26 protein-coding genes are annotated in these 24,079 nt (G+C 35.1%); 8 read left to right on the plus strand and 18 right to left on the minus strand.

Annotated elements, in window-relative coordinates:
• The 3 genes from HMPREF9402_RS13535 to HMPREF9402_RS13545 form a co-directional block, all read left to right on the plus strand.
• The coding region (locus HMPREF9402_RS13535; RefSeq protein WP_009607690.1) for an SLC13 family permease at positions 1 to 721 on the plus strand (721 nt) is incomplete at its 5' end.
• Positions 722 to 878: 157 nt separating this feature from the next.
• A complete protein-coding gene (locus HMPREF9402_RS13540; protein WP_006785765.1) occupies positions 879 to 2,066 on the plus strand; it encodes a M20 metallopeptidase family protein in 1,188 nt (395 codons plus the stop codon).
• 26 nt (positions 2,067 to 2,092) lie between these two features.
• Complete coding sequence (locus HMPREF9402_RS13545) at positions 2,093 to 2,752, plus strand: helix-turn-helix transcriptional regulator (protein WP_006785764.1); 660 nt, start codon at positions 2,093 to 2,095, stop codon at positions 2,750 to 2,752.
• A gap of 222 nt (positions 2,753 to 2,974) precedes the next feature.
• Here the strand turns inward: HMPREF9402_RS13545 and HMPREF9402_RS13550 are convergent, their stop codons facing one another.
• The 5 genes from HMPREF9402_RS13550 to HMPREF9402_RS14825 form a co-directional block, all read right to left on the minus strand.
• Positions 2,975 to 4,732: an ABC transporter ATP-binding protein gene (locus HMPREF9402_RS13550; protein ID WP_009607718.1), complete on the minus strand. Its 1,758-nt coding sequence runs from the start codon at positions 4,730 to 4,732 to the stop codon at positions 2,975 to 2,977.
• Complete coding sequence (locus tag HMPREF9402_RS13555; protein ID WP_009607696.1) at positions 4,732 to 6,489, minus strand: ABC transporter ATP-binding protein; 1,758 nt, start codon at positions 6,487 to 6,489, stop codon at positions 4,732 to 4,734. Before HMPREF9402_RS13555 ends, HMPREF9402_RS13550 begins: the two co-directional genes overlap by 1 nt.
• 139 nt (positions 6,490 to 6,628) lie before the next feature.
• A complete protein-coding gene (locus tag HMPREF9402_RS13560; protein ID WP_006785761.1) occupies positions 6,629 to 7,672 on the minus strand; it encodes a sensor histidine kinase in 1,044 nt (347 codons plus the stop codon).
• On the minus strand, positions 7,669 to 8,046 hold the full coding sequence (locus tag HMPREF9402_RS14820; protein ID WP_009607685.1) for a winged helix-turn-helix domain-containing protein: 378 nt from the start codon (positions 8,044 to 8,046) through the stop codon (positions 7,669 to 7,671). The genes HMPREF9402_RS13560 and HMPREF9402_RS14820 overlap by 4 nt, the downstream gene beginning before the upstream one ends.
• Entirely contained in the window at positions 8,043 to 8,342 is a 300-nt protein-coding gene (locus HMPREF9402_RS14825; RefSeq protein WP_009607684.1) for a response regulator, read from the minus strand. The genes HMPREF9402_RS14820 and HMPREF9402_RS14825 overlap by 4 nt, the downstream gene beginning before the upstream one ends.
• 231 nt (positions 8,343 to 8,573) lie before the next feature.
• Here HMPREF9402_RS14825 and HMPREF9402_RS13570 point away from each other — a divergent pair, with 231 nt between their 5' ends.
• Positions 8,574 to 9,539 carry an asparaginase gene (locus HMPREF9402_RS13570; protein ID WP_009607717.1) on the plus strand — a complete coding sequence of 322 codons (966 nt, stop codon included), beginning with the start codon at positions 8,574 to 8,576 and terminating at the stop codon, positions 9,537 to 9,539.
• Positions 9,540 to 9,586: 47 nt separating this feature from the next.
• Here the strand turns inward: HMPREF9402_RS13570 and HMPREF9402_RS13575 are convergent, their stop codons facing one another.
• The 7 genes from HMPREF9402_RS13575 to HMPREF9402_RS13600 all read right to left on the minus strand — a co-directional run bounded on the left by HMPREF9402_RS13575 (position 9,587) and on the right by HMPREF9402_RS13600 (position 13,482).
• A complete protein-coding gene (locus tag HMPREF9402_RS13575; RefSeq protein WP_006785758.1) occupies positions 9,587 to 9,802 on the minus strand; it encodes a hypothetical protein in 216 nt (71 codons plus the stop codon).
• Positions 9,803 to 9,805: 3 nt separating this feature from the next.
• Positions 9,806 to 9,931 (minus strand): hypothetical protein, encoded by a 126-nt coding sequence (locus HMPREF9402_RS14960; protein WP_006785757.1) that lies wholly within the window; start codon positions 9,929 to 9,931, stop codon positions 9,806 to 9,808.
• Positions 9,932 to 10,065: 134 nt separating this feature from the next.
• Positions 10,066 to 10,248 carry a hypothetical protein gene (locus HMPREF9402_RS13580; RefSeq protein WP_006785756.1) on the minus strand — a complete coding sequence of 61 codons (183 nt, stop codon included), beginning with the start codon at positions 10,246 to 10,248 and terminating at the stop codon, positions 10,066 to 10,068.
• A gap of 172 nt (positions 10,249 to 10,420) precedes the next feature.
• Complete coding sequence (locus HMPREF9402_RS13585; protein WP_009607703.1) at positions 10,421 to 11,494, minus strand: threonine aldolase family protein; 1,074 nt, start codon at positions 11,492 to 11,494, stop codon at positions 10,421 to 10,423.
• Between the two features lie 109 nt (positions 11,495 to 11,603).
• On the minus strand, positions 11,604 to 11,987 hold the full coding sequence (locus HMPREF9402_RS13590; protein WP_009607695.1) for a VOC family protein: 384 nt from the start codon (positions 11,985 to 11,987) through the stop codon (positions 11,604 to 11,606).
• Between the two features lie 34 nt (positions 11,988 to 12,021).
• Positions 12,022 to 12,843, minus strand: coding sequence for a Cof-type HAD-IIB family hydrolase (locus HMPREF9402_RS13595; RefSeq protein ID WP_009607712.1), 822 nt, complete (start codon positions 12,841 to 12,843; stop codon positions 12,022 to 12,024).
• Between the two features lie 9 nt (positions 12,844 to 12,852).
• Positions 12,853 to 13,482 (minus strand): sugar O-acetyltransferase, encoded by a 630-nt coding sequence (locus HMPREF9402_RS13600; RefSeq protein ID WP_009607701.1) that lies wholly within the window; start codon positions 13,480 to 13,482, stop codon positions 12,853 to 12,855.
• Between the two features lie 139 nt (positions 13,483 to 13,621).
• On the opposite strand from HMPREF9402_RS13600, the gene HMPREF9402_RS13605 reads away from it, so the two are divergent.
• Entirely contained in the window at positions 13,622 to 14,509 is an 888-nt protein-coding gene (locus tag HMPREF9402_RS13605) for a helix-turn-helix transcriptional regulator (RefSeq protein WP_009607691.1), read from the plus strand.
• A gap of 92 nt (positions 14,510 to 14,601) precedes the next feature.
• Here HMPREF9402_RS13605 and HMPREF9402_RS13610 read toward each other — a convergent pair whose 3' ends face one another.
• From HMPREF9402_RS13610 to HMPREF9402_RS13630, 6 genes are all read right to left on the minus strand, one after another.
• Positions 14,602 to 16,335 (minus strand): S8 family peptidase, encoded by a 1,734-nt coding sequence (locus HMPREF9402_RS13610; protein ID WP_009607714.1) that lies wholly within the window; start codon positions 16,333 to 16,335, stop codon positions 14,602 to 14,604.
• Positions 16,336 to 16,420: 85 nt separating this feature from the next.
• Positions 16,421 to 18,190: a glycoside hydrolase family 35 protein gene (locus HMPREF9402_RS13615; protein WP_009607683.1), complete on the minus strand. Its 1,770-nt coding sequence runs from the start codon at positions 18,188 to 18,190 to the stop codon at positions 16,421 to 16,423.
• A 172-nt stretch (positions 18,191 to 18,362) separates the two neighbouring features.
• A complete protein-coding gene (locus HMPREF9402_RS13620) occupies positions 18,363 to 18,977 on the minus strand; it encodes a sugar O-acetyltransferase (protein ID WP_006785747.1) in 615 nt (204 codons plus the stop codon).
• Positions 18,978 to 19,249: 272 nt separating this feature from the next.
• Positions 19,250 to 20,929, minus strand: a complete 1,680-nt coding sequence (gene aspD, locus HMPREF9402_RS13625) for an aspartate 4-decarboxylase (protein ID WP_009607702.1) — start codon at positions 20,927 to 20,929, stop codon at positions 19,250 to 19,252.
• Positions 20,930 to 21,295: 366 nt separating this feature from the next.
• Positions 21,296 to 21,430 carry a hypothetical protein gene (locus HMPREF9402_RS14965; protein WP_009607697.1) on the minus strand — a complete coding sequence of 45 codons (135 nt, stop codon included), beginning with the start codon at positions 21,428 to 21,430 and terminating at the stop codon, positions 21,296 to 21,298.
• Between the two features lie 6 nt (positions 21,431 to 21,436).
• Positions 21,437 to 21,865 carry a hypothetical protein gene (locus tag HMPREF9402_RS13630; RefSeq protein ID WP_009607692.1) on the minus strand — a complete coding sequence of 143 codons (429 nt, stop codon included), beginning with the start codon at positions 21,863 to 21,865 and terminating at the stop codon, positions 21,437 to 21,439.
• 516 nt (positions 21,866 to 22,381) lie between these two features.
• Between HMPREF9402_RS13630 and HMPREF9402_RS14985 the strand changes: the two genes are divergently transcribed.
• The 3 genes from HMPREF9402_RS14985 (at position 22,382) to HMPREF9402_RS13645 (ending at position 24,019) form a co-directional block, all read left to right on the plus strand.
• Entirely contained in the window at positions 22,382 to 22,864 is a 483-nt protein-coding gene (locus tag HMPREF9402_RS14985; protein ID WP_009607709.1) for a M28 family peptidase, read from the plus strand.
• Positions 22,865 to 22,867: 3 nt separating this feature from the next.
• Complete coding sequence (locus HMPREF9402_RS14990; protein ID WP_006785742.1) at positions 22,868 to 23,194, plus strand: M28 family peptidase; 327 nt, start codon at positions 22,868 to 22,870, stop codon at positions 23,192 to 23,194.
• Between the two features lie 279 nt (positions 23,195 to 23,473).
• Positions 23,474 to 24,019 (plus strand): hypothetical protein, encoded by a 546-nt coding sequence (locus HMPREF9402_RS13645; RefSeq protein ID WP_006785741.1) that lies wholly within the window; start codon positions 23,474 to 23,476, stop codon positions 24,017 to 24,019.
• Positions 24,020 to 24,079: the final 60 nt, after the last annotated feature.

Genomic DNA, 24,079 nt, shown 5'->3' on the forward strand with positions numbered 1-24,079 from the left:
AAACCTCGGAAGTAGCCTCACCCCGATTGGAAACCCACAAAACTTATACTTATATTCTTATTACCATTTATCACCGAGTGAATTTTTAAAAATAACCTTTCCACTCGGGCTTATGTCCTTTGCCTTACTACTTGTTATTGTGTTAAGGGATAAAAAAGAACCTCTGCAAGCTGAATTATCTTGCACAAACATCGAACAACCTAAAAAGGTATTAGCCTATTCTTTTTTACTTGGCATCATTTTAATGTCCGTGTTTCATCTCATAAAAGTAGAATGGACGTTCATTTTGACTCTTTTATTCGTCCTAATTTCAGACCGTTCCCTATTCAAAAAGGTAGATTACGCACTACTCATAACCTTTATTGCTTTCTTTGTTTTTATCGGGAATATCTCTTCTATTCCTGCATTAACACACTGGATGCAAGCAATGCTTCAAACTGAGCCAAAAACTTATTTGGCAGGGATTCTTTCCTCACAAATCATTAGTAATGTACCGGCCGCTATCTTACTCTCAACTTTCACACCTTATGCAAAATCACTCCTCATCGGAGTCAATATCGGTGGACTTGGAACCCTAATTGCCTCACTAGCTAGCATCATTTCATATAAATTATTTGCTCAAACCTATCCGAATCAAACGGCAAAATATTTAAAAGTATTTACGTTATATAATGTGTCTCTACTCTTCATCCTGACCCTATTATTCTTAATATCCTTATAATTCTATATTAAATGAAAAGATTAATTTATTTTTTTAATTAATCTTTTTTATATTTTTTTAAAAATTGGTAAAATAATTTTGAATTGGACCCTATATGTCCTATTTTTTTGATATGATTTGTTTACAGAAAACATAAACTAACTTGGAGGAATCTTAAATGAATGAATTTATGAATCAAGCACAATTAATAAAAGATGAACTGATAGAATATAGACGATTTATTCATGAAAATCCTGAAGTAGGTGCCGAACTTCCAAAAACAAAAGCGTTTGTCATGAATAAACTGATGGAGTTTGGTTACGAACCGACAGAGATTTGTGAGAGCGGAATTGTTGCCACAATTTCAGGACCAAATCCAGGAAAAACCTTCTTATTACGAGCAGATATGGATGCACTTCCTATGAAAGAAGAAACAAGTTGCGATTTTAAATCGACAAATGGATGCATGCATTCTTGTGGACATGATATGCACACCGCAATGTTACTTGGAGCTGCTAAATTACTTAAACAAAATCAAAATCAAATCGAAGGAACAATTAAACTAGTGTTCCAACCAGATGAGGAAGGATTTACAGGAGCTAAAAAAATGCTTGAAGCGGGAGTCCTTGAAAATCCAAAGGTTGATGCCGCCATGGCGATGCATGTTCACTCAGGTTCTCCTTCAAACGTTGTCTTATGTGGGCTTGGAACAAGTATTGCAGGATGCAATCGCTTTAGAATTGTAGTTAAAGGAACAGGATGCCATGGAGCCATGCCTGAACTTGGAGTCGATCCGATTAATATTGCAGCTCATATTTACATTTCTTTGCAAGAAATTATTGCTCGTGAAGTATCACCAACACAACCTGCTGTTCTAACCATCGGAAAATTTGCCGGTGGAGACGCTCCTAATATCATTCCAGGAGAAGTGATCATGGAAGGAACGATTAGAAGTTTGAATAAAGAACTCGGTGAATTCATTTTTAACCGTATGAACGAAATTGTGACCTCAACTGCTAAAATGTTTAGAGGAGAAGCAGAACTTATTGAATTATCTTCAGTTCCACCATTAGCCAATGATACAGACTTAGCAAAAGAAGTCACGACTTATGTCAAAGACTTAGTTGGTGAACAAGCTGTAGTCTTATTTGAAGGTGGCGGTATGGGATCGGAGGATTTCGCCTCTTATTCATACGAAGTTCCAAGTGTTTATATGATGCTTGGTGCTGGAACAAAACAAGAAGATCCTTCATATGGAGAACCGATGCATAATGAAAAAGTCGTGTTTAATGAAGACATCTTAGCGACTGGAGCCGCGATGCATACCTATTGTGCTATCATGTGGCTAAAAAATCACGCTAAATAATCAAAATCAATCAGAAAGGTAACAAAATGAGATTATTAGAACTCGTCTTTTATTTATTAAAATGCCACTCAAAAGTAACCATTAAAGAATTAGCGGAGACTTTCGATGTTTCAACGAAGACGATTCAACGTGATATTGACAAATTATGTGTTCTTGGTATTCCGATTATATCCACCCGAGGAAAAAATGGTGGCATTGAAATCGATCAGAATTATATCATTGCGAAGCAAGTTTTAAAACAAAGTGACTACGAGTCATTAATTACGTCGTTATACATCGGACAGCAGTTCAGTCAAAACATTAGTCATTCCTTTTTAATTGATAAGTATCAATTGATGGAACCTAAGCGATGTTCACAAATCTTAAATCACTTAAATCATTATTTCGTCATTGATTTAGATGATAATCCCTTTGATCGAAAAGGTGAGCTTTATCAACAACTTGACCATGCCATCCAAACCAACTCTTATATAGATTTGGAAATAAGACAAAAACGCCTAACCGTCATCCCTATCTCTTATGTCTTAAAGCCGGTTGGAATTTGCTTATATTGTTATCATGAAGACTATATGCTAATTCCAATCACTCAAATTGTCAAGGTCGATGTTTTAAATAAGCCTTTCAATCAATCTATGATTCCCTATCAAGCTCAACAAGAAAAACCGGATATTTCATTTAACAACTAAATAAAGCAAAAGCACCTCATGGAGATTAACGAGGTGCTTTTGCTTTATTTAATGAAAAATTGACTGCTTTTTCTCTAACATTTCTTCCATGAAATGTCGAAAATTCACAACTCAAACCCTCACATTTTTTAACCCTTTCTTTGCATATCCCTTTACACCTTATCTAGCCTAAATTGACTAGATAGGATGTTGTTTTAAGTCACTCTAGAGATGGCTCATCTTTTATGCTTGTTCAAATTGACTGTTATATAATTCTGCGTAGAATCCTTGTTTAGCTAATAACGATTCATGATTTCCACTTTCTAAAATGTCGCCATCTTTTAAAACTAGAATCACATCTGCATTTTTAATCGTTGATAATCGATGTGCAATCACGAAAGAGGTTCTACCTTCCATTAATTGATCCATTGCTTGTTGAATAATAAGCTCTGTTCTCGTATCAACGGAACTTGTGGCTTCATCTAATATCAACATCGGTGAATTTTTCAGCATCGCTCGTGCAATCGTTAATTGTTGTTTTTGTCCAGCTGATAGATTCAATTTATCATCTAAAATCGTATCATAACCATGATGTAACGTTTGAATAAAATGGTGTAATCCCACCGCTTTACAAGCCTCTTCAATTTGTTCATCCGTAATATGCGCTTGATTATAAACTAAATTTTCTTTCACTGATCCTTCAAATAACCAAGTGTCTTGTAAAACCATACAGAATAAATCATGAATGTTCTCTCTGGTTAATTGATTAATTGGCGTACCATCAATATAAATCGCTCCACCATTTATTTCATTAAATCGCATGAGTAAGTTAACAAGTGTTGTTTTTCCAGCACCTGTTGGACCAACAATCGCAATTTTTTGACCTGGTTTTACTTTTGTCGAGAAATTTTTAATAACCGGATGAGTTGTCCCTTCATAAGTGAATGTCACATTTTTAAACTCTACATTTCCTTGAGCTGTTTCAAGTCGTTTTATTTTATGGCTCTCATCCTCCATTTCCTTCGCTTCTAAAAATTCAAAGACACGATGACTTGCCGCTGTTGCTGATTGTAAGCTTTGCGCTGCTTGTGCCATTTGTGCTAGGGGTTGTGTAAAGTAGCGAACATACATAATAAAGGCCACAATCACTCCAAATGAAATGACATCATTCATTGCAAGGACAGCTCCAACGATACAAACTGCAACATATCCAAGGTTTCCAATAAAGGTCATTAATGGCATCATAAGACCTGCCAATAACTGCGCCTTAAATCCATTTTGCTTTAATTCTTGATTCATCGATTCAAAGATATCTCCCATTTGCTTTTCAGCATTATAGGCTTTCACAATCGTATGCCCTGTGTAAACTTCTTCAATATGACCATTTATTTTTCCTAAGCCTTCTTGTTGTTTTAAGAAGTATTTTTGTGATTTTTTCATGATAAATCCTACTAAAACAAAACCAATTACAGTAGCTAAAATAGCGGTAATGGTTAATAACACATTTGTTTTAAGCATCATGATCAAAGATCCCAAGAACAAACAAATTGCCGTCACTAAAGTTCCAACACTTTGATTTAACGTTTGTCCAATTGTGTCCACATCATTCGTTACTCGAGAAAGAATATCACCTGTTGTTGTCTTATTATAATAAGACATGGGTAGTTTGTTTATCTTTTTAGATAAATCTGTTCTTAAATTTTTCGAAACCTTTTGCGTTATATTTGCCATAATCAAGCCTTGAGAAAGTGATAACACAAAACTAATTCCATAAATGATGATTAATGTCATCCCAATTGAACTAATGGCTTCGATATCAATCTCACCAAATAATCCCTCAGTCATCAAATCTGTCATTTCTGATAGCTTATCTGGCCCAAATAAGGTTAGGGCTGTTCCAATCCCTGCACCAATTAGTGCAATAATCATCATAGGAAGATAGCGACGACAATAATGAACTAATTTAATCAGGCTACTTTCATTTTTATCTTTTTTTCTCATTACGCAAGCTCCTCCTTTGAAAGTTGAGAATAAGCAATTTCTTGATAAGCTTCACAATTTTCCATCAACTCATTATGTGAGCCCATTCCGACGATTCGCCCCTCTTCTAAAACAATAATTTTATCAGCATCTTTAATGGTTCCGATACGCTGAGCAACAATTAATAACGTTGTTCCAATGGTCTCTTTTTTTAGAATACTTCTTAATTGTCGATCAGTCTTGTAATCAAGCGCTGAAAATGAATCGTCAAAAATTAAAACTTCAGGACGTCGAGCAATCGCCCTCGCGATAGATAAACGTTGTTTTTGTCCACCAGATAAATTGGTTCCACCCTGAGCCACATGAGCTTCATAACTGTTGTCCATTTTCTCAACAAATTCAGAAGCCTGTGCAATTTGAACTGCATCCATTACTGTCTCTAATCCTTGTGTTCCTTTTCCATTCTCTCCAAATGCAACATTCGATTGAACAGTCCCTTCAAATAAAGTCGCTTTTTGAGACACATAACCAAATTTATTACGAAGTGCTTTTTGGTCATATTCTTTTACATTAATCCCATTGATTAAAATTTCACCTTCACTGACATCGTAAAAGCGTGGAATTAAATTAACCAATGTACTTTTTCCACAACCTGTCGCTCCGATAAAGGCAATGGTTTCTCCACGTTTTGCTGTAAATGATATATCTTCTAATACATAATCATCACTATCAGCATATTTAAAGCTCACTCGTTTAAATTCTATTTCACCACTCATTCCTGCTGGCGATTGAGTCAACGAACCATTTTTAATCACTGATTTTGTTTCCAATACCTCGTTCATTCGTTTAGCCGAAACAGCAGCACGTGGAAGTAAAATAAATACCATAATTAACATCATAAATCCCATGACTACTTGTACCGCATAAGATGAGAAAACAATCATATCCGAAAAAATTTCCATTCTTGATGGTAATGTCGCGTCATTAATCAAGATAGCCCCAACCCAATAAATAGCAAGACTTAAACCGCTCATAATCATGCTAATACTTGGCATTAAACTTGCCATAACAGAGTTTGTATATAAATTGTTATACGTTAAGTCATTATTCGCTACCGTAAATTTATCTTCTTGATATTTCTCTGCATTATAGGCACGAATCACACGTAAACCACTAATATTTTCTCGAGCACTTCGATTTAAATTATCCGTTAATTGTTGAATTCTTCTAAATTTAGGTAATGCAATGATCATACAGATTCCAACAATGATGAATAAAACCATGACAGCAACTCCTGTTGACAACGTCCACTGCCAACTTTTATCATAGATTTTCATTAACGCCCAAAATGCCATAATAGGTGCTTTAATTAACATTTGTAACCCCATGACAATAAACATTTGCACTTGATTAATATCATTCGTTGAGCGTGTAATTAAACTCGCAGTTGAAAAATTATTAATTTCCTCCATTGAGAAGGATTGGACTTTATCAAATAATCCTGAACGCAATCGTGCTGAAAAGTTCGCCGCAATTTTAGCTGAAATAGCCGCTGCAATAAATGAGGTTCCTAAGCTAGCTAATGCACACAAGAGCATGTATCCCCCAGCCACCCAAATCTCATTCATCTCACTTCCTGGTGTTTGAACTAATCGCGTAATCTCACTCATATAGTCCGGTAATTTTAAATCTAACCAGACTTGAGCCACAATAAAGATGAAGCTAATAGCAAAAAGAATCCATTCTTTTACTTTTAAATGTTTAAAAATCTTTATCATATTAACTCACTCCTTTTCCTAATGATAAATGTAGGATACAGGAAAAAGATTAACTGAAAAAAAACTTTTTACTTTTTTAATGTATAAAAATAAAAGAATTCTATTCTATGACATGATCAATAAAATAGAATTCTTTCTTTTAGATTATATTGGGTAACTCAATTGTAAATGAACTTCCTCTTGATAAGGTACTTTCACAGGCTATACTTCCTTTATGTAAATGAATGATTTTATAGACAATAGATAAGCCTAAGCCATTTCCCATCGTGGCATGAGACGTATCTTCTTGATAAAACTTATCAAATATTTTAGGGATAGCCTCAGCCGCAATCCCAACTCCTGTATCACTAATAGTAATAACAATTGAATTGCTAACTTTCTTCATACTGATATCAATGATTCCATTTTGTGAGGTAAACTTTATCGCATTATCAAGTATATTTAACCACACTTGATTTAACATTTCCTTATTCCCAAAGTAATGATAATCTTGAATATCTGCATTCAGAATTAACTGTTTTTTTTCTAATTTTGTTTCTAATAATAACACGCATTGGCGAATTTGTTCCCCAATATTAAATAATTGTTGGTCGCTTAAAATAGACTGTGCTTCGACCTTAGAAAGCGTCAAAACATTTGTCGCTAAATTTGAAAGACGGGTTGACTCTTCAATGACAATATCAAGGTATTCTTCTCTTTCCTCTTTCGTTAATGAATCATCTTTTAAAATTTCAGCAAATCCTTTAATTGAAACAATCGGGGTTTTAAATTCGTGAGAAAAATTATTAATAAAATCCGTTCGTAAAACTTCAATTCCTGCTAATTCTTCTGCCATATGATTAAAATTTTCAGACAATAACTCATATTCAGGGGGATGTGTAATATTTAATCTAGCTGAAAAATCCCCACTAGCTAATTGATTCATAGCGTCCATAAACATTCTAACTGAACTTAACATTCTTTTACTCGCAACCGTTGAAATAATAGTCCCCACAATAATACACGATACTAACGTAATCAGCATAATAATAATTGGCTTCTCACAAGTACTTTCATTAATCCATCCAAACAAAAGACTAAAAGACATTAAAGCCCCCGTAATTGCAAATGTAATTAAATACATCACAAAAAGAGAAAGAGAAAAATAAAGGGTTAGGGTAATTCTTTTTTTGATTGCCTTCATACTTTTTTAACCGCCTTATACCCCAGTCCACGAACACATATCAATTCAAATTCAGGATAGTTCGAAAACTTATTTCTTAAACGATTGATATGAACATTAACCGTTGTATCGGTTGTCTCGCTTTCCATTCCCCAAATTTCATCCATTAATTGAATTCGTGTGAAAATGCGTCCAGGATAAGACAGTAATTTATATAATAAATAAAATTCTTTTTGCGGAAGGGTCTGAATTTCATTTTCTCTTGTCACTGTTAACGCATCATAATCTAACCTTACTTTACCAATCGTTAATTTTCGTTCATTTACAATTTGAGATCGACGAAGAAGTGCTCGAATTCTTAAAAGCATTTCTTCAGTATCAATAGGTTTGGTCATATAATCGTCAGTTCCAACAATAAAACCTTTTTCTTATCTTCTGGTAAGTGTTTTGCTGTAGTCATTAAAATCGGCATCGTAAAATTCGCTTCCCTTAATAATCTAGCCACTTCAAATCCATCCATTTTAGGCATCATAATATCTAAAATGATTAAATCGATATGTTGGATACTTAAGATTTCCAATACCTTTTCACCATCTTCAGCAGTAAACACAGTATATCCTTCCCGCTTCAATAATGTTTCTAATAATTTTCTAGCATGCTTATCATCTTCTGCGACTAATATATTAATCATCTTTTGCCTCCAACCTGATTGATTGAATCATTAAAATTCTTATCATTACTATTTTATCAAAGAACAATAAACTGTACATAAACTGATCTTATTGCGACACAAAAAATCATTTCTTTTTCTGTCATAGATATCCTAGATTTAAGGTATACAAAGAGATTAATTTCTACAAAATAGTGACATAATCTATCTCATTTCAAACTTTAATTTTGAGATTTAAGGAGTGCTTAAATTATGAAAAAAAAATTAAAACATATTCTCATCTTAGCAACCGGTGGTACAATTGCCGGAAGTGGTCCTGAAGGAAATACAACAGGCTATCAAGCAGGTGTCATCTCAATTGATGAAATCTTAGCTGATATTCCAAACTTAAAAGAAACTGCTCGCATTAGTGCCATTCAAATTAGCAATTTAAATAGTGATGATATCACATTCAATGAATGGAAAAAACTTGTGGATGCCATTCATGAACACAACGATGACCCAGATATGGATGGATTTGTGATTACTCATGGGACTGATACCTTAGAAGAAACTGCCATGTTTTTAAACTTAACGCTTAAAACGACAAAACCCGTGATTTTGACTGGTTCTATGAAACCTGCAACAGCTATCAGTGCAGATGGTCCCTTAAATCTTTACGACTCTGTAGTCGTTGCCACCCATGAAGATGCCATCAATAAAGGCGTGTTAGTTGTCTTTGATAATGCCATTTACTGTGCACGCGATGTTAAAAAAATTAGTACCTTTCAAACCGACGCCTTTGGTTCAGGGAAATTTGGAGCGATTGGATTTATCCGTGATCATAAAGTTGATTTCTATTTAATGACCACCAAACCGCATACCATTCACTCAGACTTTGATATTACCGGTTTGGATCGACTTCCATCGGTTGGAATGGCCTATTTCACGATTGATAGTGACCCTAGTATTTTACCTTATCTAGCCAGTCAGCATGATGGATTGGTAATCGTTACAGCAGGTGATGGACAATTAAGCAAACGTTGGCTTGATGCCATTAATGTCCTTTTAGCGCAAGAATATCCTCTTATTTTAAGTACACGTGTTTTCACTGGAAATATCTCGGCTCAAAACAATGCCAATACGTTTAATCCCCAAAAATCACGTATTTTGTTACAACTTGCCCTTACTAAAACAAAAGATCAGAAAATTATCAATCGCTATTTTTCAACCTATTAATCAAAAAACATTATCCTAACACCCCCAGGATAATGTTTTTTGACATACTATTTATTTCTTAAAGCATAAACCTCATCGATTAATAAGCCTGTTTTAGTGGCAATCACTTCGTCATCTAACAGATCTAATAAATTTCTGGCGATTTCTATTTTTTCTTGATGACGTACTTTTTCTATTTCGTCCTCATCTTCATTTTCAGTAGGAATTGACGCTTGTCCTACTAGGTTTAATTGATAATATAATTCTGTTCTTTTTTCTAGCAAATCTTAAATCTTCGATGATGTTTCATATTCATTTGTTGTACAAACTAATGAATCGCAACGATGTTCCTTCAGTGTTTCTATTTCTGCTTCAATTTTTTCAACTTCTTGATTAATTTGTTCTACATTCATTTTAATATCCCCCTCTTTTAAGTTAGTTAAATTAGATCATTATTATTTCAAACCCTAATCAAAAACGCTTGCAAACTTATTCACAATCCTATCTCCTAACAAAAAGATGACTGGATAGGCAGTCATCTTTTTATTTAATCTTCAATCCACTCTTTTGAATTAGGCATTAAATAATGTGGCATCAATTCAGTTATGCAATAGGTTTGAACTCCTGCCCTAAATAATGGTTCAGCATTTAAATAAGCGGCTATTGCTTCGTAAGAGTTTGACTTCATGATGAATAACCCACCACTCAAATCAGCCTTTAAAGATGACATCAAACTTAGTCCTTAATCCATCACTTTTTTTGTGCATGCCATATGCTCTTTTAAAAGATCGTCATTCATTGCCTCTTGATTTTTAATCGTCCCTTCAACCACGTAGTACTTCATTAAGATGAATCTCCTTTTTTATCTTCTTGCCTTGTTATGATGCTACGACAAACACCTATCACGAGTCCATCAATTTACCCCTTAACTCTAATACCGTAAATTTTTTGAGGTCTTGAATGAATTCTTTCACCGCTTTTTCAGATGTGGACCATGAAGTCACTAATCGTATGACGGTTTCAGTTCGATTAGTTGAATCCCATCTCGTAAAAAGATACTTAGTTTCAAGTAAGGCGACAATTTTATTTGGAATAATCGGAAAAATCTGATTCGTGTCTGAGTCGACCATAAACTGATAACCTAAAGAGCTAATACCGACCTTCAATAATCTGGCCATCTCATTCGCATGATTGGCTAATTCAAAATAAAGATTGTCTTTAAATAACTCGCTAAACTGAAGACCTAAAATACGTCCCTTTGCTAATAAGGCACCTTTTTGTTTCATATTAAAACGGAAATCTTTTCTAAGCATTGGCTGATTGATCACGAGTGCCTCACCACATAATGCTCCCATCTTCGTTCCACCGATATAAAATACATCTGTCAACTGAGCCAAATTTGATGGTAAAAGATCATTTTTCTCGCAGCATAAGGCTGACCCTAACCGAGCCCCATCTAAATAACAAATTAAATTCTGTTCTTGGCAGTACTCATAAATGGCTTCAAGTTCAGATTTTTGATAAATTGTTCCGAGTTCAGTAGGATTTGAAAGATACACAAGCTTAGGCTTCACCATATGTTCATCAATGTGTGTTTTTAATACGTCTTTTATTTGAGCAACACTCAATTTTCCATCATGTGAAGAAACTGGAATGACTTTATGCCCCGTTGCTTCGATTGCTCCAGTTTCATGGACTGCCACATGACCTGAATCCGCAGAAATCACGGCTTCATAAGGTTTTAAAAAAGCAGAAATCACCGTTAAATTCGTCTGTGTTCCGCCCACAAAAAAATGAATTTCATCGTGATTTAACATAAACGTTTCCTTTATCAAATGAGCGGCTTCGGTACAAAAAACATCGTCTCCATAACCCTGATGTTGTTCTAAATTCGTTTGCTGAAGTGCTTTTAAAAGATTAGGATGTGCCCCCTCACTATAATCATTTTTAAAACTATACATAGCGACCTCTCCCATCGTTTTATCTCATGCTAACCATGTATATGAGAAATATCGCTATCATATGCTAAATTTATCTTATATCAAAAAGATTCTGATGGACTATTCCATCAGAATCTTTCTTTTATTATATTGTTATTTCAACTTGGTTTCCCTCAGGATCTAAAATGCAACTTTCATAATAACCATCTCCTGTTGTACGAGGACTACTTAAAATATCGTATCCTGCCTCTTTTAGACAGTTTGTCAACTCGTCTACCTTTTCTTTACTCCCAACACTAAATGCAAGATGTATGTATCCCGTTTGATATAAAGACTTTTGGTCTCGCTCTAAATTAGATCGTGTCATTAATTCAAGTCGCATCTGATTTTCAAACGTTAAAAAATAAGTCTGTAGACCAGTCTTTTGATTATGGTATTTATCCCCGCAGGTTGCCTCAAAAAATTGCATATAAAATCGTTTCATCTCTTCTAACTGTCTGACATACATCGCCATATGATTAATTTTCATGTGTCTTCTACTCCATCTATTTCTTTAAATTCACTCAGAGCTTCTTATTTAAACAAAATTTTTCTAAGGCATACGCAATCCCATCCTCTTCATTAGAGAACGTGACAAAATATGCTATGTCTTTTAACGCTTGAACTGCATTCTCCATCGCAATGCCTAAGCCTACGTATTTGAGCATTGAAGCATCATTATGTCCATCACCAAAAGCTACCACTTCTTCTTTTTGGCAACCTAGGTAATTTAAGACTGTTTCTAACGCTTTTGCCTTATCAATGCCTTTAGCTGTATATTCAACATAAAAAGGGGCTGTAAATATACAATTGAACTGCTCATTGAATGGATACTTCATATCCTCAAAGATCTCCTCCAGATAGTCAGGCATACCACTCGTTAGTATTTTATGACATTCAAACTCAACAAATGCTTCTAAATCGTCTACCTCTTTTAAAATAAATGCATTACCTTTTGTTTCGTATTCGACTAAATACCCGTCTACATTTTCTACATATAAATGAACTCCATCGTCAATCATCGGCGTTAGATTAAACTGCTTAAGATGTCTTAAGATTGACTTCGCCTCTGATATGGAAAGGGGGTTATTGAATAAAATCGTTTTCGTGCTTAAATCAATCACTTGACTTCCATTGTAACTCACTAATAATCCCTGATGCTGATCCATTTCAAGTTCTTTCGCTAGATTTAACAATCCACTGGTTGGCCGTCCAGATGCCAAGACTAAAATCATCCCCTGTTCTTGTGCCATCTTTAACGCTGCTTTGGTCTTTTGGGTAATTTTCTTTTCTTTATTAGTTAATGTTCCATCCACATCCATCACAATCACTTTATAAGGGTTCATCCTTCTAACTCATCCTTTCAAACGACATACTGCCTCTTCTTCTAAATCTTTTACTGTTATTTCACGATTTTTATAATAATATTTTAAATCCTGTTCATTAATCTCTCGAAGAACACGGCATGGATTTCCAACAGCTACACAGTTGGCTGGAATACTCTTGGTCACCACACTCCCTGCTCTAATGACTGTATTTTCACCAATGATCCCCCCCGGACAAATCACAACACCCTCTCCAATCCAACAATTATCTTCAATTATCACGGCATCAGTATACATATACTCTCTATAATTTGGATTAATGGGATGACCAACTGTTGCAATTGTGATCCCAGGTCCAAACATTACTTTTTTACCAATCGTTATTTTCCCATCATCCACAAATTGACAATTAAAATTCACATAGGATTTTTCGCCAATCTCTATATTATATCCGTAACAAAAATAAAAAGGAGGTTCAATCCAAGCTTTCGTTTCCTTGCCAAACATCTCGTGCATGAGTTGAATTCTTGTTTGAATCTCATCAGGGCCTGTCTCATTAAAAGCTTTCATTCTTCTCTTAGCATTTTGACGGTCTTCTGCTAGTCCATCGCAATTGTCTGTAAATAATTGACCTGCTGCCATTCGTTCTCGCATCGTCATGTTACTCTCTCCTACTTCTCAAACTTTTAATTGTCTGCTCACATGTGCTATATTATAATAATAGTCTATAATTTTTCGAATTACTATCATAATAGACTATTAACTTATAACAATTATATTTTTCAAAGAGGGTTTATCTATGTTAGAACTTAAATTATTTCAAGACCATTCTGAGGATGTAGCCTATAACTTCACTGACTTTTGCATTCGCTCAAACTTTGCAAGACTTAGTGATTATCCAAATATGTCAGCTGCCAATCATTGGCATGATGATTTTGAATTTACGATTATCTTACACGGAAAAATGGCCTATTCAATCAATGGAAAACCTTATCTTTTGACGGAAGGACAAGCTATTTTTGTAAATTCTGGACACATGCATTACGTTTTTTCAAGTAATGGTGATGAGTGTGAATTTATTTGTATCCTACTTCCACCTTCTCTCATTTCTGCCATTCCTCGAATAGCCGATCACTACGTCAATCCCCTTAAACAAGACTCCTCTCATCCCTTTTTTATCTTTGATCCAAAGATTACTTGGCAACGACAATTTATTGAACATTTAAAACAATTACATCAACTTTGCCAAAAGCAATCAGAAGGATTCGAATTACAAATCATGAGCCTTTTTTATACGATTGCTTACCAACTTTATCACCATGTTAAACAAGATCAAACTGCACACGAGTCATTTCTGGATAAAGGAATTGGGCCCTTGCGACAAATGATTAGTTACATTCAACAAAATTATTCCGCCAAAGTCACCTTAAACGATATTGCGATAGCTGGGAATGTTTGTCGTAGCAACTGTTGTAAAATATTTCAAAAATTTCTCAATCAATCGCCCATTGGTTATCTAACCGAGTACCGTCTAGAAAAAAGTCTTTTCCTGCTTAAAACGACGAACTATACCATTACTGAAATCGCCCTTCAATGTGGCTTTAACAGTTCAAGTTATTTTACTGAAACGTTCCGTAAAGAACTGAATTGTACGCCCTCAGACTATCGAAAAAAACATAAACACTAAAAACTCCGAATCGTCCTTCAAAAAGTCCACGATTCGGAGTTTTTTTAAAATTCACTCTCAATAAAGAAACCTACTTTCATCTCATGTCACGCTTACTGCTTTCTCTTATACAGCACGACCATTCCAGTGCAAAGGAAAGCAAATAACCAAAAAGTTCGTCCAACCTTCACTTTATTTGTTGTGTCTTTCTCAAATGTCCTTTGGCTCACACTTTCAACTTCTTCGATCATCTCAAACGCTGTGACAAGTTGTGGTTCTTCATCTTCTAATTGTTCTACTTCTTCAACAATGATTGTTTTTGAAATCGGTTGTTGATTTCTTTGAATCTCTTCTTCTATTGGTTCAACGGGTAAAATTGAGTAATCATTGTGACTCTCTTCTTTAATAGCTGACTGTTCGGTGACACTGATTTTTTCACTTAGTTCCTTTGATTGAAGCTCTATCTGACTTTCTTCAACCGTTACCTCACAACTCGCAACATGAGTCCCGGTTCTAACTTCAATGACTGCCTTACCTACTTGTTTGGCAATCAGTTCTCCATCATTAACCATGACGACCGATTCATTAGAACTGCTCCAACTTAAATTTTCTGTAATAGTTGCATGAGTTGGGATAAATAATACATTCAAATTCATACGTTCTCCGACTTTTAAATCAAGCGTATCTACCTCTAAGACGATTCCAGTGAGAGCTCGTCCCGGTAATAACTTAGATAAAATCGGAACCCCGTATCCAAAGTAAGGATCCCATCCCACTTCTCCTAGATCATCAGCTATTTCAATCAAAATTTCTTCAATATCATGAGGCATTAACGTCGGATTATTTAATTTTAATAAAGCAGCCATCGCACTAATATGTGGTGCAGCCATTGATGTTCCATCTAAATAACCAAATCCTCCACCTGCAACCGTGCTATAAATATCAACACCTGGTGCGACCACATCAACATGTGCTCCATAATTTGAAAAGACTGCTTTTTGCAACGACGAATCCATAGCAGATACAATAATCGCATCCTCTAAATGAGAGGGACAACTATTCATCGTATCGATATTATCATTTCCCGAAGCAATGACGACTGTAATGCCGGAGGTGATTGCTTCTAAAATGGCCATTTCTAACGCTTTTGAATGATAATAGGGATACAACCCAAGACTTAGGTTGATGATGTCGACCTCAGCTTCTTTGGCATACTTCACACTTTCAACCAACGCTGAAACAGTTCCTTTCCCGCGCGAATCCAACACTTTTAATGGTAAAAGTTTAATATTGTCTAAGCCTGCGGTTGCCTTGGAAATAATTCCTGCTACATGCGTTCCATGACTATTATAACTATCATCAAATGGATCTTCATGTCGGTTCACAAAATTATATCCAAAATCTGATAGTTTATTTTCAAATAGAGGATGTGTGGGATCAATTCCCGTATCAATAACCGCAACGACAAGCTCATCATCTTTTTCCTCTTGAATTAAATAGTCTCGATAGGAATTAATTCCAAGATAGTCCATTCCCCAAAATTCATCACTCCATGAAGTGATAGTCTGTGTATCCATAACGTTTAAACTAAGCTCCAAATCAGGTTCTACCCACTCTACACCAGGCGTCGTTAATAGCCTTTCATACGTTTCTTCTGTCTGTGAAATAGAATCAAATGAAATGACAAATAAGTCCTCTTCTAATATTCGAAATTCATCATACTCAAGTGGCTCATTACTTTTCACAATCAAACGCTGGCTATCAAATGAAAGATGATGTGCTAAAACCTCACATTCGCTAATCAATATAAAACCTAATATTAATAATATATACTTTGTTAACTTCATTAGTTCTCTCCCCTACAAGTACTATAACTCGCTAAATTATAACAAAATATACACTATTTTTCACTAAAAAAAGGTTAACTAGACGTTAACCTTTGACATAAACCGGATGGTCTTTTAGCGCAATCCTTTCAGCTACAACACCTTCTGTTTCAAAAAGAACCAATTTGTTAATCCCTACTTTTAAAAGAGGCCCTGGAATATATAAATATTGAATCGGTCCTACTGACCAGTATCGACCGAGATTGAAGTCATTGATAAAGGCAACCCCTTTTCCAAGCGTGCTACAATCTAAAAATGTATCTTCACATTCGTGTGCTTCAAATTCATATTCATAAAATGCTGGTGTATTTGGAATCCATCCTTTTGCGAAATCCACGTCACCAATCGTTTCAAATGACAAAGCATATTGCACCCACTCTGTTTCAAAATGATGATCCACCATCACACCTCCACGAATTCCTTTTCGTTGAGTAGGAGCTAACAGCCTTGCCCCATAATTATTACGTCCCATATTTTCGACTAACAAGGACAATTCATGTTCCCCTTGAAGTGGAAGATTAAATTCGGTTCCGATTTCTTCTTGTGTTTGTGTTAAATAAAAGACTTCGTCTACATACACCGAAACACGATCACTTGTATCTACTAATTTGATACGCTCTGAATTGGTAGAACCGATCAACTTTGTTTGATACAAGACGTACCCATAACCACTCCCTAATTGTTCAAATGTTTTGGGCCAAATACTTTGCTCACTTTTCCCTAACGAAGATAATGTCTTAAATAATGACACTTTACGTTTTAGTGGAATGAGCCCGTAATCTTTTTTTGTTCTTAATTTAGGTGTTTGCTGAATCATATCTGGAAATAATTCTTTTAACAATTCTTGTGCTGCTTCATATTTTTTCGTTGGATCTCCCCATTCTGTTAAGAAGGCATCATAATCATACGAGGTGACTTGTGGTAAATTCCCAATTTTCCCAGCACAAGAACCATTCATAAATCCAAAGTTTGTTCCCCCATGAAACATATACAGGTTCAAACTCCCACGTTGTAATAATTCTTTCATACACGTCATCACCTCATCAGCGTCGCGCAAAATAATGTCTTCATTCCAACGATTAAACCACCCACACCAAAATTCCATACACATCAATGGCCACTTTTTATCATGCTTTTCCATAAAGGATTGCAAGACATCAAAATTTTCATTCCCTCGTGACCCAAAGTTTGCCGTTACCAACACCTCCTCTTCAATTAAGGTTCCTGACATCAATGCCTGCTCCCATGCCCCGTCAGATGTAAACAATGGCACGTCAATTCCTGCATCTTCAATCATCTTTTTCAAAGCACGCAAATACAATTTATCATTACTAAATGACCCGTATTCATTCTCAACTTGCACCATGATAACGGGTCCGCCTTTTGTCACTTGTAATGGCACAATTAACGGTAATAGCACCTTGAAATAATTTTCGACCTTTTCTAAAAACAACTCATCATCACAACGAATTTTCATGTCATGATAATTAAGTAACCAAGCAGGCAATCCCCCATTTTCCCACTCCGCACAAATATAAGGTCCGGGTCTTAAAATAACCATCAGTCCGATTTCTTCGGCCTTTTTCACAAACGACACTAAATCTTTACCTCCAGTAAAATCAAACTGCCCTTCACGCATTTCATGAAGATTCCACGGAACATAAGTCTCCACCGTATTAAATCCTAACGCCTTCAAATTATATAAGCTATGCTCCCAATGATCGGGCATTATTCTAAAATAATGAATCGCTCCCGACATTATTCTAGTTGGCTTTCCATCGACTAAGAATTCTTCTTTCACTTCAAATGTTTTCATCTTTTTGCTCCTCATCTTTTACTTCTCTGTCTTCTTTCTATCTAGAGATTGGATTCTTAAGAACCTCATTTCCTGGATATATTTTACTATAAAAACGCTCTTATCACATCTGTCATTTTCTAATATTCAGTGTAAAAAAACCTTATCTAAATGGATAAGGTTTCATTAGGTGTTAATCAATATCAATGATCATATCTCGATGATAGTAGGTCAAATCTTGTTCATTAATTTCTCGTAAAACACGGCAAGGATTTCCAACAGCTACCACATTGGCAGGAATATTTTTTGTGACGACACTTCCCGCTCCAATGACCGTGTTATCACCAATACTCACGCCTGGTAAGACAACGGCATTTGCTCCAATCCACACATTGTTTCCAATTTTAATCGGAAGATTATATTGAGCCTGCTTACGTCTTAACTCAGGATGAATGGGATGAGTTCCCGCACTCACGGTGACATTAGGCCCAAACATCACATGATTACCGACGATAATTTCACAATCATCAACAAGTGTTAAATTAAAGTTTGCATACACACCGTCTCCAAAATGAACATGTTTTCCTCCCCAGTTTGCACGAAGTGGCGGTTCGATATAACAGTTCTCGCCGATACTTGCAAACATTTTCTTTAATAAAGCCAGTCGCTTTTCATGCTCAGACGGACGTGTTTGATTAAAATCATATAACCGCTCAAGACAAATGGTTTGTTCTTTGATTAACTCATCGTGATTACAATAATATAACTTTTGATGAGACATTCTTTCCTTTAGTTCTTTCAGTTCCATTTTAATTCCCCTTATCTTTATGGATATAACTTCATTATATCTAAAAATTACGAAAAGTAATTAAAAAAAGAGGACTATTTTAAATTTAATTCCTCTAACTTTTCATTGACAAAAGAAATTTAATGTTTGAAGCTGATTTCATCAATTTTGCATCTGAAAGGCGGCGATAGAGCCTTCAACTTGGCCTTTTTATCTCGATTCCCTCTTTCTTGCTCGATACTAACCATTCATAAAAAAAAATCTAGTCAATTTATCTTGACTAGATTTTTTCTTTACCACATGAACGATTCAATTTTGCCTTCACTTTCAATCGTGGAAAGAGTCGTTCCCTGTGCTTTCCATTTTGTTGCATAATCTTCAAATAACTCACCAATGGCTTGTCCAATTTCAGTATAATCTTCATCCTTTAAATTGGCTAACGATACACGAATCGACCAAGTCGGTCCCTCAAATCCACTTCCATTTAATAACACAATTCCATAACGGGCTGCTAATTCAAATAAAAATTCGAGTGGATGATAGTGATCTAAAAGGTAACTCACAAATTCATTTCCATATTGAAGACGGGCCCAGACTAATAAGTCAATTTGATTATAGTAAGAAGTCGTATAACGATCCTGTTTTTCAGCAAGAGATGGAAGCTGTGCATAAATTAATTCCTTACGTCGACGACAAATCTCTTTTGTCTGATTTTTATACGTCTCTTCTCGATCAAGTAAAGCAAAAATCGAGAAGAACGCCATTTGAACCTGCTGTGGCGTTGATAAGCCAGCTGTATGATTTAAAGCGACCTGACGACTATCTGCTACAATACGATCAATAAATGGAATCTGATCTGGTGTCACCGTTAAGGCTTTATATCGTTTACGTAAGATTTCCTTTTCATCTTCTGGTAACTGTTTGACTAAATCATTAAAGACATTTTCTTGTGCTAGCGCAATCACACCTAAACGCCATCCTGTTACCCCAAAGTATTTTGAATACGAATAAACGCCTAAGGTGTGATAAGGCATCGTCATCATTAACGATTTAAAATCATCGCAGAATGTTCCATATACATCATCTGTTACAATCATCAAATAAGGATTTTTTTCTTCAACGACTGCTTTTAAGTAATCCATCGATTCATCATTAATTGCAACAGATGCAGGATTACTTGGATTCACGATACAGGCTAATTTAATACTTGGATCAGCTAATTTATCTAACTCTTCTTTTGGATACTGCCATGTATGACGACCATCTTCATTTACTTCTGAGGCATATACTTTAACAATTTCAAAATCATAATTCGGTAATCCTGCGATTTCAACATATGGAGTGAAAATCGGGACGAATAAAGCAATTTTATCTCCTTGTTTTAAAATACGATTGGCCATTAACGAGTCAAAAATATAGCACATGGCCGCAGTCCCACCTTCAACGGCATATAAATCATGTGTTGAAGTCAACAAATTGCCTCCCATTTCTTTGACAATATAATCTTTGACTACTTGTTCTGTTTGAACGAGCATACGATCAGGCACTGGATAATTATCACCAATAATAGCATCCGTCAATTCATAAACCCACTCATCCTCGTTAAATCCATGTTTTTGGATTCCATATTCAATGATTTCTTTTAACAAGGTCATTCCTGGTGCTTCCGCATACACTTCACTATATCTTTTGAAACGTTCATAAATACCGGTTTGTTCCGGCATCCCCGCTAAATCTTTCTCACACCAAACACGTTGTGTTTCTTCAACAGCAAATTGACCAAAGGTAAAAAAGGCTTGACGAGGTGTGGCTGCTGTCCAATTTGGATTTCCTCGGCCCGCATTTAACATCGGACGTCCCACTTTATTTTCTGCTTTTTGTGCTAGATGAATTAATTCATCTTTTAGCTCAAATGGACTTAAATGTCCTACTTTTTCAATCATTTGTTTAATCGATTGTACATTAGTTGTCATACGCTACGCCCTTTCATGACTGATTAAATCAATCAATCCTTTATCTCTCACTTCTTTAATTTTTTCAGTCTTAATACAACATCAATCTTCACTTGATCAATATATTTTCATGTCTAATAAGAATCAAATACGACGTTAAGAATTTCATCTAACCTCTCTTTAGCTTGATAGATTCTTGATATTCCTTCGACATTTTTTTTACTTTTTAATAATCGGCGAGATAAATTATAACATCTCCAAATTTTAAGTCAACCTATTACAGATTGAAAAAATTAACTTTTGAAATGGATTGTCCCTTTTTTTCAAAAATAAAAGAGCTAAGATGATTAATCCTAGCGCCTTTGCACTATCCTTCCATAGTCGGTTTTAATGTTGTTTTTCAATTTTTCCCGCAATCTGTTCTTGTTCTTTTTCTAATTGTTTTAATTCGTTGAGCGGACGAAGGGCGATCATGATCGTCACAATCGCTGTGATTATATCTGATAACAGTTGATCAAACATCACACCCTATAATCCATTCGGCATCTCTGTTTCAAATAAATTCTTAATCAATCCAAAGTTATCTCCAAAAGTATCAAAGAATTTAGGCAAGAAGACGGCCATGGGAATTAAAATGATCCCTTGGCGAACAATAGAGGTCATTGCTGATTCTTTCGCTCGCACCATCCCATCGCAGCGTTTAATAAAGACATACCAACAAATGAGTGATAATTGCACAAAACCAATGTTAACAAGCATACGTGCTATGTAATCATTGCTAATGCCTAGCCATTTAAATAAATATAACACGCCTAATTCAAATAGAAATAACGGAATGTTATTTGGATAACAATCGTAAAAATAACTATCAAACTGCGTAAAGCCTTCTTGCGCATTAAGTGCTGAAACATGCACTGTCCCAAAATGCCAAAGAGGCGTTACTTTAAAACATGTCATAAAAAATAGGTGTAAGGCGATTATTCACTAAAAAACTTCCAAATATCATAAATAGTAACTTTTGATTTGAAAATTTTTCAAGATAAGCATTTAATTTTATCAGGATAAACAGGACCTCCCTGCTCCTCTCGTCACGAGCAATGGATTCATACTTGCGGATGAATCATTGCATCTAACGTAATATAACCAAACGTGATGATAAAAATGATATTAAATAACACCATTAACGCTCTTTTATTTTTTTAATTCTGTCATGCGATATTTCCTTTTTAAAACCGCATAGTCTTCTTAAAAACACGTTAAGATTATACCACGAGTAAACACAAAAATTAGAAAAAAACAGTAATAATAAATATGTAATTATTAGGATAACAAATTTATGATTCTGTCAGTTACTTTTCAGATTATAAAACCTCAAAATACTTTGTATTTGAAATATTTCGATTAACAAGGTAATTAAATTTTGTTAAATTAAGAAGGAAGCAAATCTAAATGTCAAATCTTTAAGGGGGACTTATGTTTAAAACGAATAAACGACTTACTTTTCTAATTCTTATTATAGTTGTCACAATGTCTGCTTGGATCGGGTTTGAATCACTGAATCCAGCCACACCAAACTACGATGATTTATCAAAGGTCAATGTAATCAATCAGATGAATCATATTCAAGAAATCGCAAAAGAACCACATTCTATTTATGATATCGAAGCGAAAGAAAACGTGAGAAATTATCTGATCTCACAACTAGAAGCATTCGGACTCCAACCCACACTTTACGAATATGAGGATGTTTATGTTGAGCGCAGTGATAGTTACGAAGACTTGCAAAATATTTATGCAACACTTGAAGGACAATCTGATTCGTATATTATGCTCGTGACACACTACGATAGGTCTCGTGCTAAACCAGAACGATATGCTGAAATGGATGGTTCACGCGGTGCTACCGATGTAAGATATGGCCTTTCAACCATTCTTGAAACAGTACATGTGATCTAAGAAATGAACACTCCAATGATTAATGGAATTAAAATCCTCTTCACCGATGGCGAAGAATATGGATTACTTGGAGCTAAGCAAGCGGTCAATGAATCAGAAATTTTTGAAGGGGTTCGCTACCTGATCAATATTGAAGCACGTGGTACAAAAGGTCCTGCCGTCATGTTTGAAACAAGTCCTAACAACGCTGCTATTATGGATCTATTTAAAAAAAGTGAGCATCCTTTTTCGTATTCAATCACACCAGAAATTTATCGTTTACTTCCAAATGGGTCGGACTTCACTATTTTCTTACAACATGATTTGCCTGGCATTAACATCAGTGTGTGAGATGGTCTTGAAAATTATCATACACCCAATGATAATCCAGATCATTTAAGTGATGCTTCCCTTCAGCATTATGGAGATCACGTCTTGCCGATTGTAAAAGCTTTTGTTTAGGACGAAACTTATTCGGACGCAAACGCCCTAACTGCCTCACATGATTCTATTTTCTTCACGTTTGGAACGGCATTTATTAACTACTCCAAAACACTCAACTATCTTTTAATCATTGTAATCTTCGCTTTAATTATCTTCTTATTTAAAAAACTTCAGATACAAAAGCAGATGACAGTCTTTAAATATACGTTTTTAAATGCTGGCTTCACGATTTTAATGATGGGTTTATCCTATTTATTAACACGTTTTATTGCGGTGTTAAATGGGCGTCCATTTAAACTGACGTACTTACCACTTATGAAACATGAAGATTTTATCTTCGTTAGCGTGATTATCGTGACCTTTATCACACACTTCTTAGTCATTAAAAAAATGACACATCGATTCAAAGAATCCTCAGAATTTTTACTTGGATTACTTGTCTTGCTTCTTATCTTGTCTTTGATTATCACCTTTACATTCCCAGGAGCGAGTTACTTAACCGTTTGTCCAGCCTTTTTAATCGCTATCTGTGCTTTTATTAAGACGTTATTAAATGGGAACTGGTATAGCTCTTATTTACTATTTATTCCAATTCCATTTATTATTATCTTATTTATTCCAACCATTTATCTATTTAATGCCGCTTTAACTCTTGGAGGCTTAGTCGCTAATATGCTATTGATTATGATTGCCTTTATTTCAATTCTCTCAAGTTTAAGTGCTATTGATTAATTTGAACCAAAAAGGGGCGCACCTCTGTCGTGCCACCTTTTTTGATATGATATGAATGAA

The organism is Turicibacter sp. HGF1 (assembly GCF_000191865.1).
Lineage (GTDB): Bacteria > Bacillota_I > Bacilli_A > MOL361 > Turicibacteraceae > Turicibacter > Turicibacter sanguinis.

Coding starts and splice junctions, on each gene's coding strand:
- HMPREF9402_RS13540 (WP_006785765.1), top strand. CDS start 879: ATGAATGAATTTATGAATCAAGCACAATTAATAAAAGATGAACTGATA.
- HMPREF9402_RS13545 (WP_006785764.1), top strand. CDS start 2,093: ATGAGATTATTAGAACTCGTCTTTTATTTATTAAAATGCCACTCAAAA.
- HMPREF9402_RS13550 (WP_009607718.1), bottom strand. CDS start 4,732: ATGAGAAAAAAAGATAAAAATGAAAGTAGCCTGATTAAATTAGTTCAT.
- HMPREF9402_RS13555 (WP_009607696.1), bottom strand. CDS start 6,489: ATGATAAAGATTTTTAAACATTTAAAAGTAAAAGAATGGATTCTTTTT.
- HMPREF9402_RS13560 (WP_006785761.1), bottom strand. CDS start 7,672: ATGAAGGCAATCAAAAAAAGAATTACCCTAACCCTTTATTTTTCTCTT.
- HMPREF9402_RS14820 (WP_009607685.1), bottom strand. CDS start 8,046: ATGACCAAACCTATTGATACTGAAGAAATGCTTTTAAGAATTCGAGCA.
- HMPREF9402_RS14825 (WP_009607684.1), bottom strand. CDS start 8,342: ATGATTAATATATTAGTCGCAGAAGATGATAAGCATGCTAGAAAATTA.
- HMPREF9402_RS13570 (WP_009607717.1), top strand. CDS start 8,574: ATGAAAAAAAAATTAAAACATATTCTCATCTTAGCAACCGGTGGTACA.
- HMPREF9402_RS14960 (WP_006785757.1), bottom strand. CDS start 9,931: ATGAATGTAGAACAAATTAATCAAGAAGTTGAAAAAATTGAAGCAGAA.
- HMPREF9402_RS13580 (WP_006785756.1), bottom strand. CDS start 10,248: ATGTCATCTTTAAAGGCTGATTTGAGTGGTGGGTTATTCATCATGAAG.
- HMPREF9402_RS13585 (WP_009607703.1), bottom strand. CDS start 11,494: ATGGGAGAGGTCGCTATGTATAGTTTTAAAAATGATTATAGTGAGGGG.
- HMPREF9402_RS13590 (WP_009607695.1), bottom strand. CDS start 11,987: ATGAAAATTAATCATATGGCGATGTATGTCAGACAGTTAGAAGAGATG.
- HMPREF9402_RS13595 (WP_009607712.1), bottom strand. CDS start 12,843: ATGAACCCTTATAAAGTGATTGTGATGGATGTGGATGGAACATTAACT.
- HMPREF9402_RS13600 (WP_009607701.1), bottom strand. CDS start 13,482: ATGACGATGCGAGAACGAATGGCAGCAGGTCAATTATTTACAGACAAT.
- HMPREF9402_RS13605 (WP_009607691.1), top strand. CDS start 13,622: ATGTTAGAACTTAAATTATTTCAAGACCATTCTGAGGATGTAGCCTAT.
- HMPREF9402_RS13610 (WP_009607714.1), bottom strand. CDS start 16,335: ATGAAGTTAACAAAGTATATATTATTAATATTAGGTTTTATATTGATT.
- HMPREF9402_RS13615 (WP_009607683.1), bottom strand. CDS start 18,190: ATGAAAACATTTGAAGTGAAAGAAGAATTCTTAGTCGATGGAAAGCCA.
- HMPREF9402_RS13620 (WP_006785747.1), bottom strand. CDS start 18,977: ATGGAACTGAAAGAACTAAAGGAAAGAATGTCTCATCAAAAGTTATAT.
- aspD (WP_009607702.1), bottom strand. CDS start 20,929: ATGACAACTAATGTACAATCGATTAAACAAATGATTGAAAAAGTAGGA.
- HMPREF9402_RS14965 (WP_009607697.1), bottom strand. CDS start 21,430: ATGTTTGATCAACTGTTATCAGATATAATCACAGCGATTGTGACGATC.
- HMPREF9402_RS13630 (WP_009607692.1), bottom strand. CDS start 21,865: ATGACATGTTTTAAAGTAACGCCTCTTTGGCATTTTGGGACAGTGCAT.
- HMPREF9402_RS14985 (WP_009607709.1), top strand. CDS start 22,382: ATGTTTAAAACGAATAAACGACTTACTTTTCTAATTCTTATTATAGTT.
- HMPREF9402_RS14990 (WP_006785742.1), top strand. CDS start 22,868: ATGAACACTCCAATGATTAATGGAATTAAAATCCTCTTCACCGATGGC.
- HMPREF9402_RS13645 (WP_006785741.1), top strand. CDS start 23,474: ATGACAGTCTTTAAATATACGTTTTTAAATGCTGGCTTCACGATTTTA.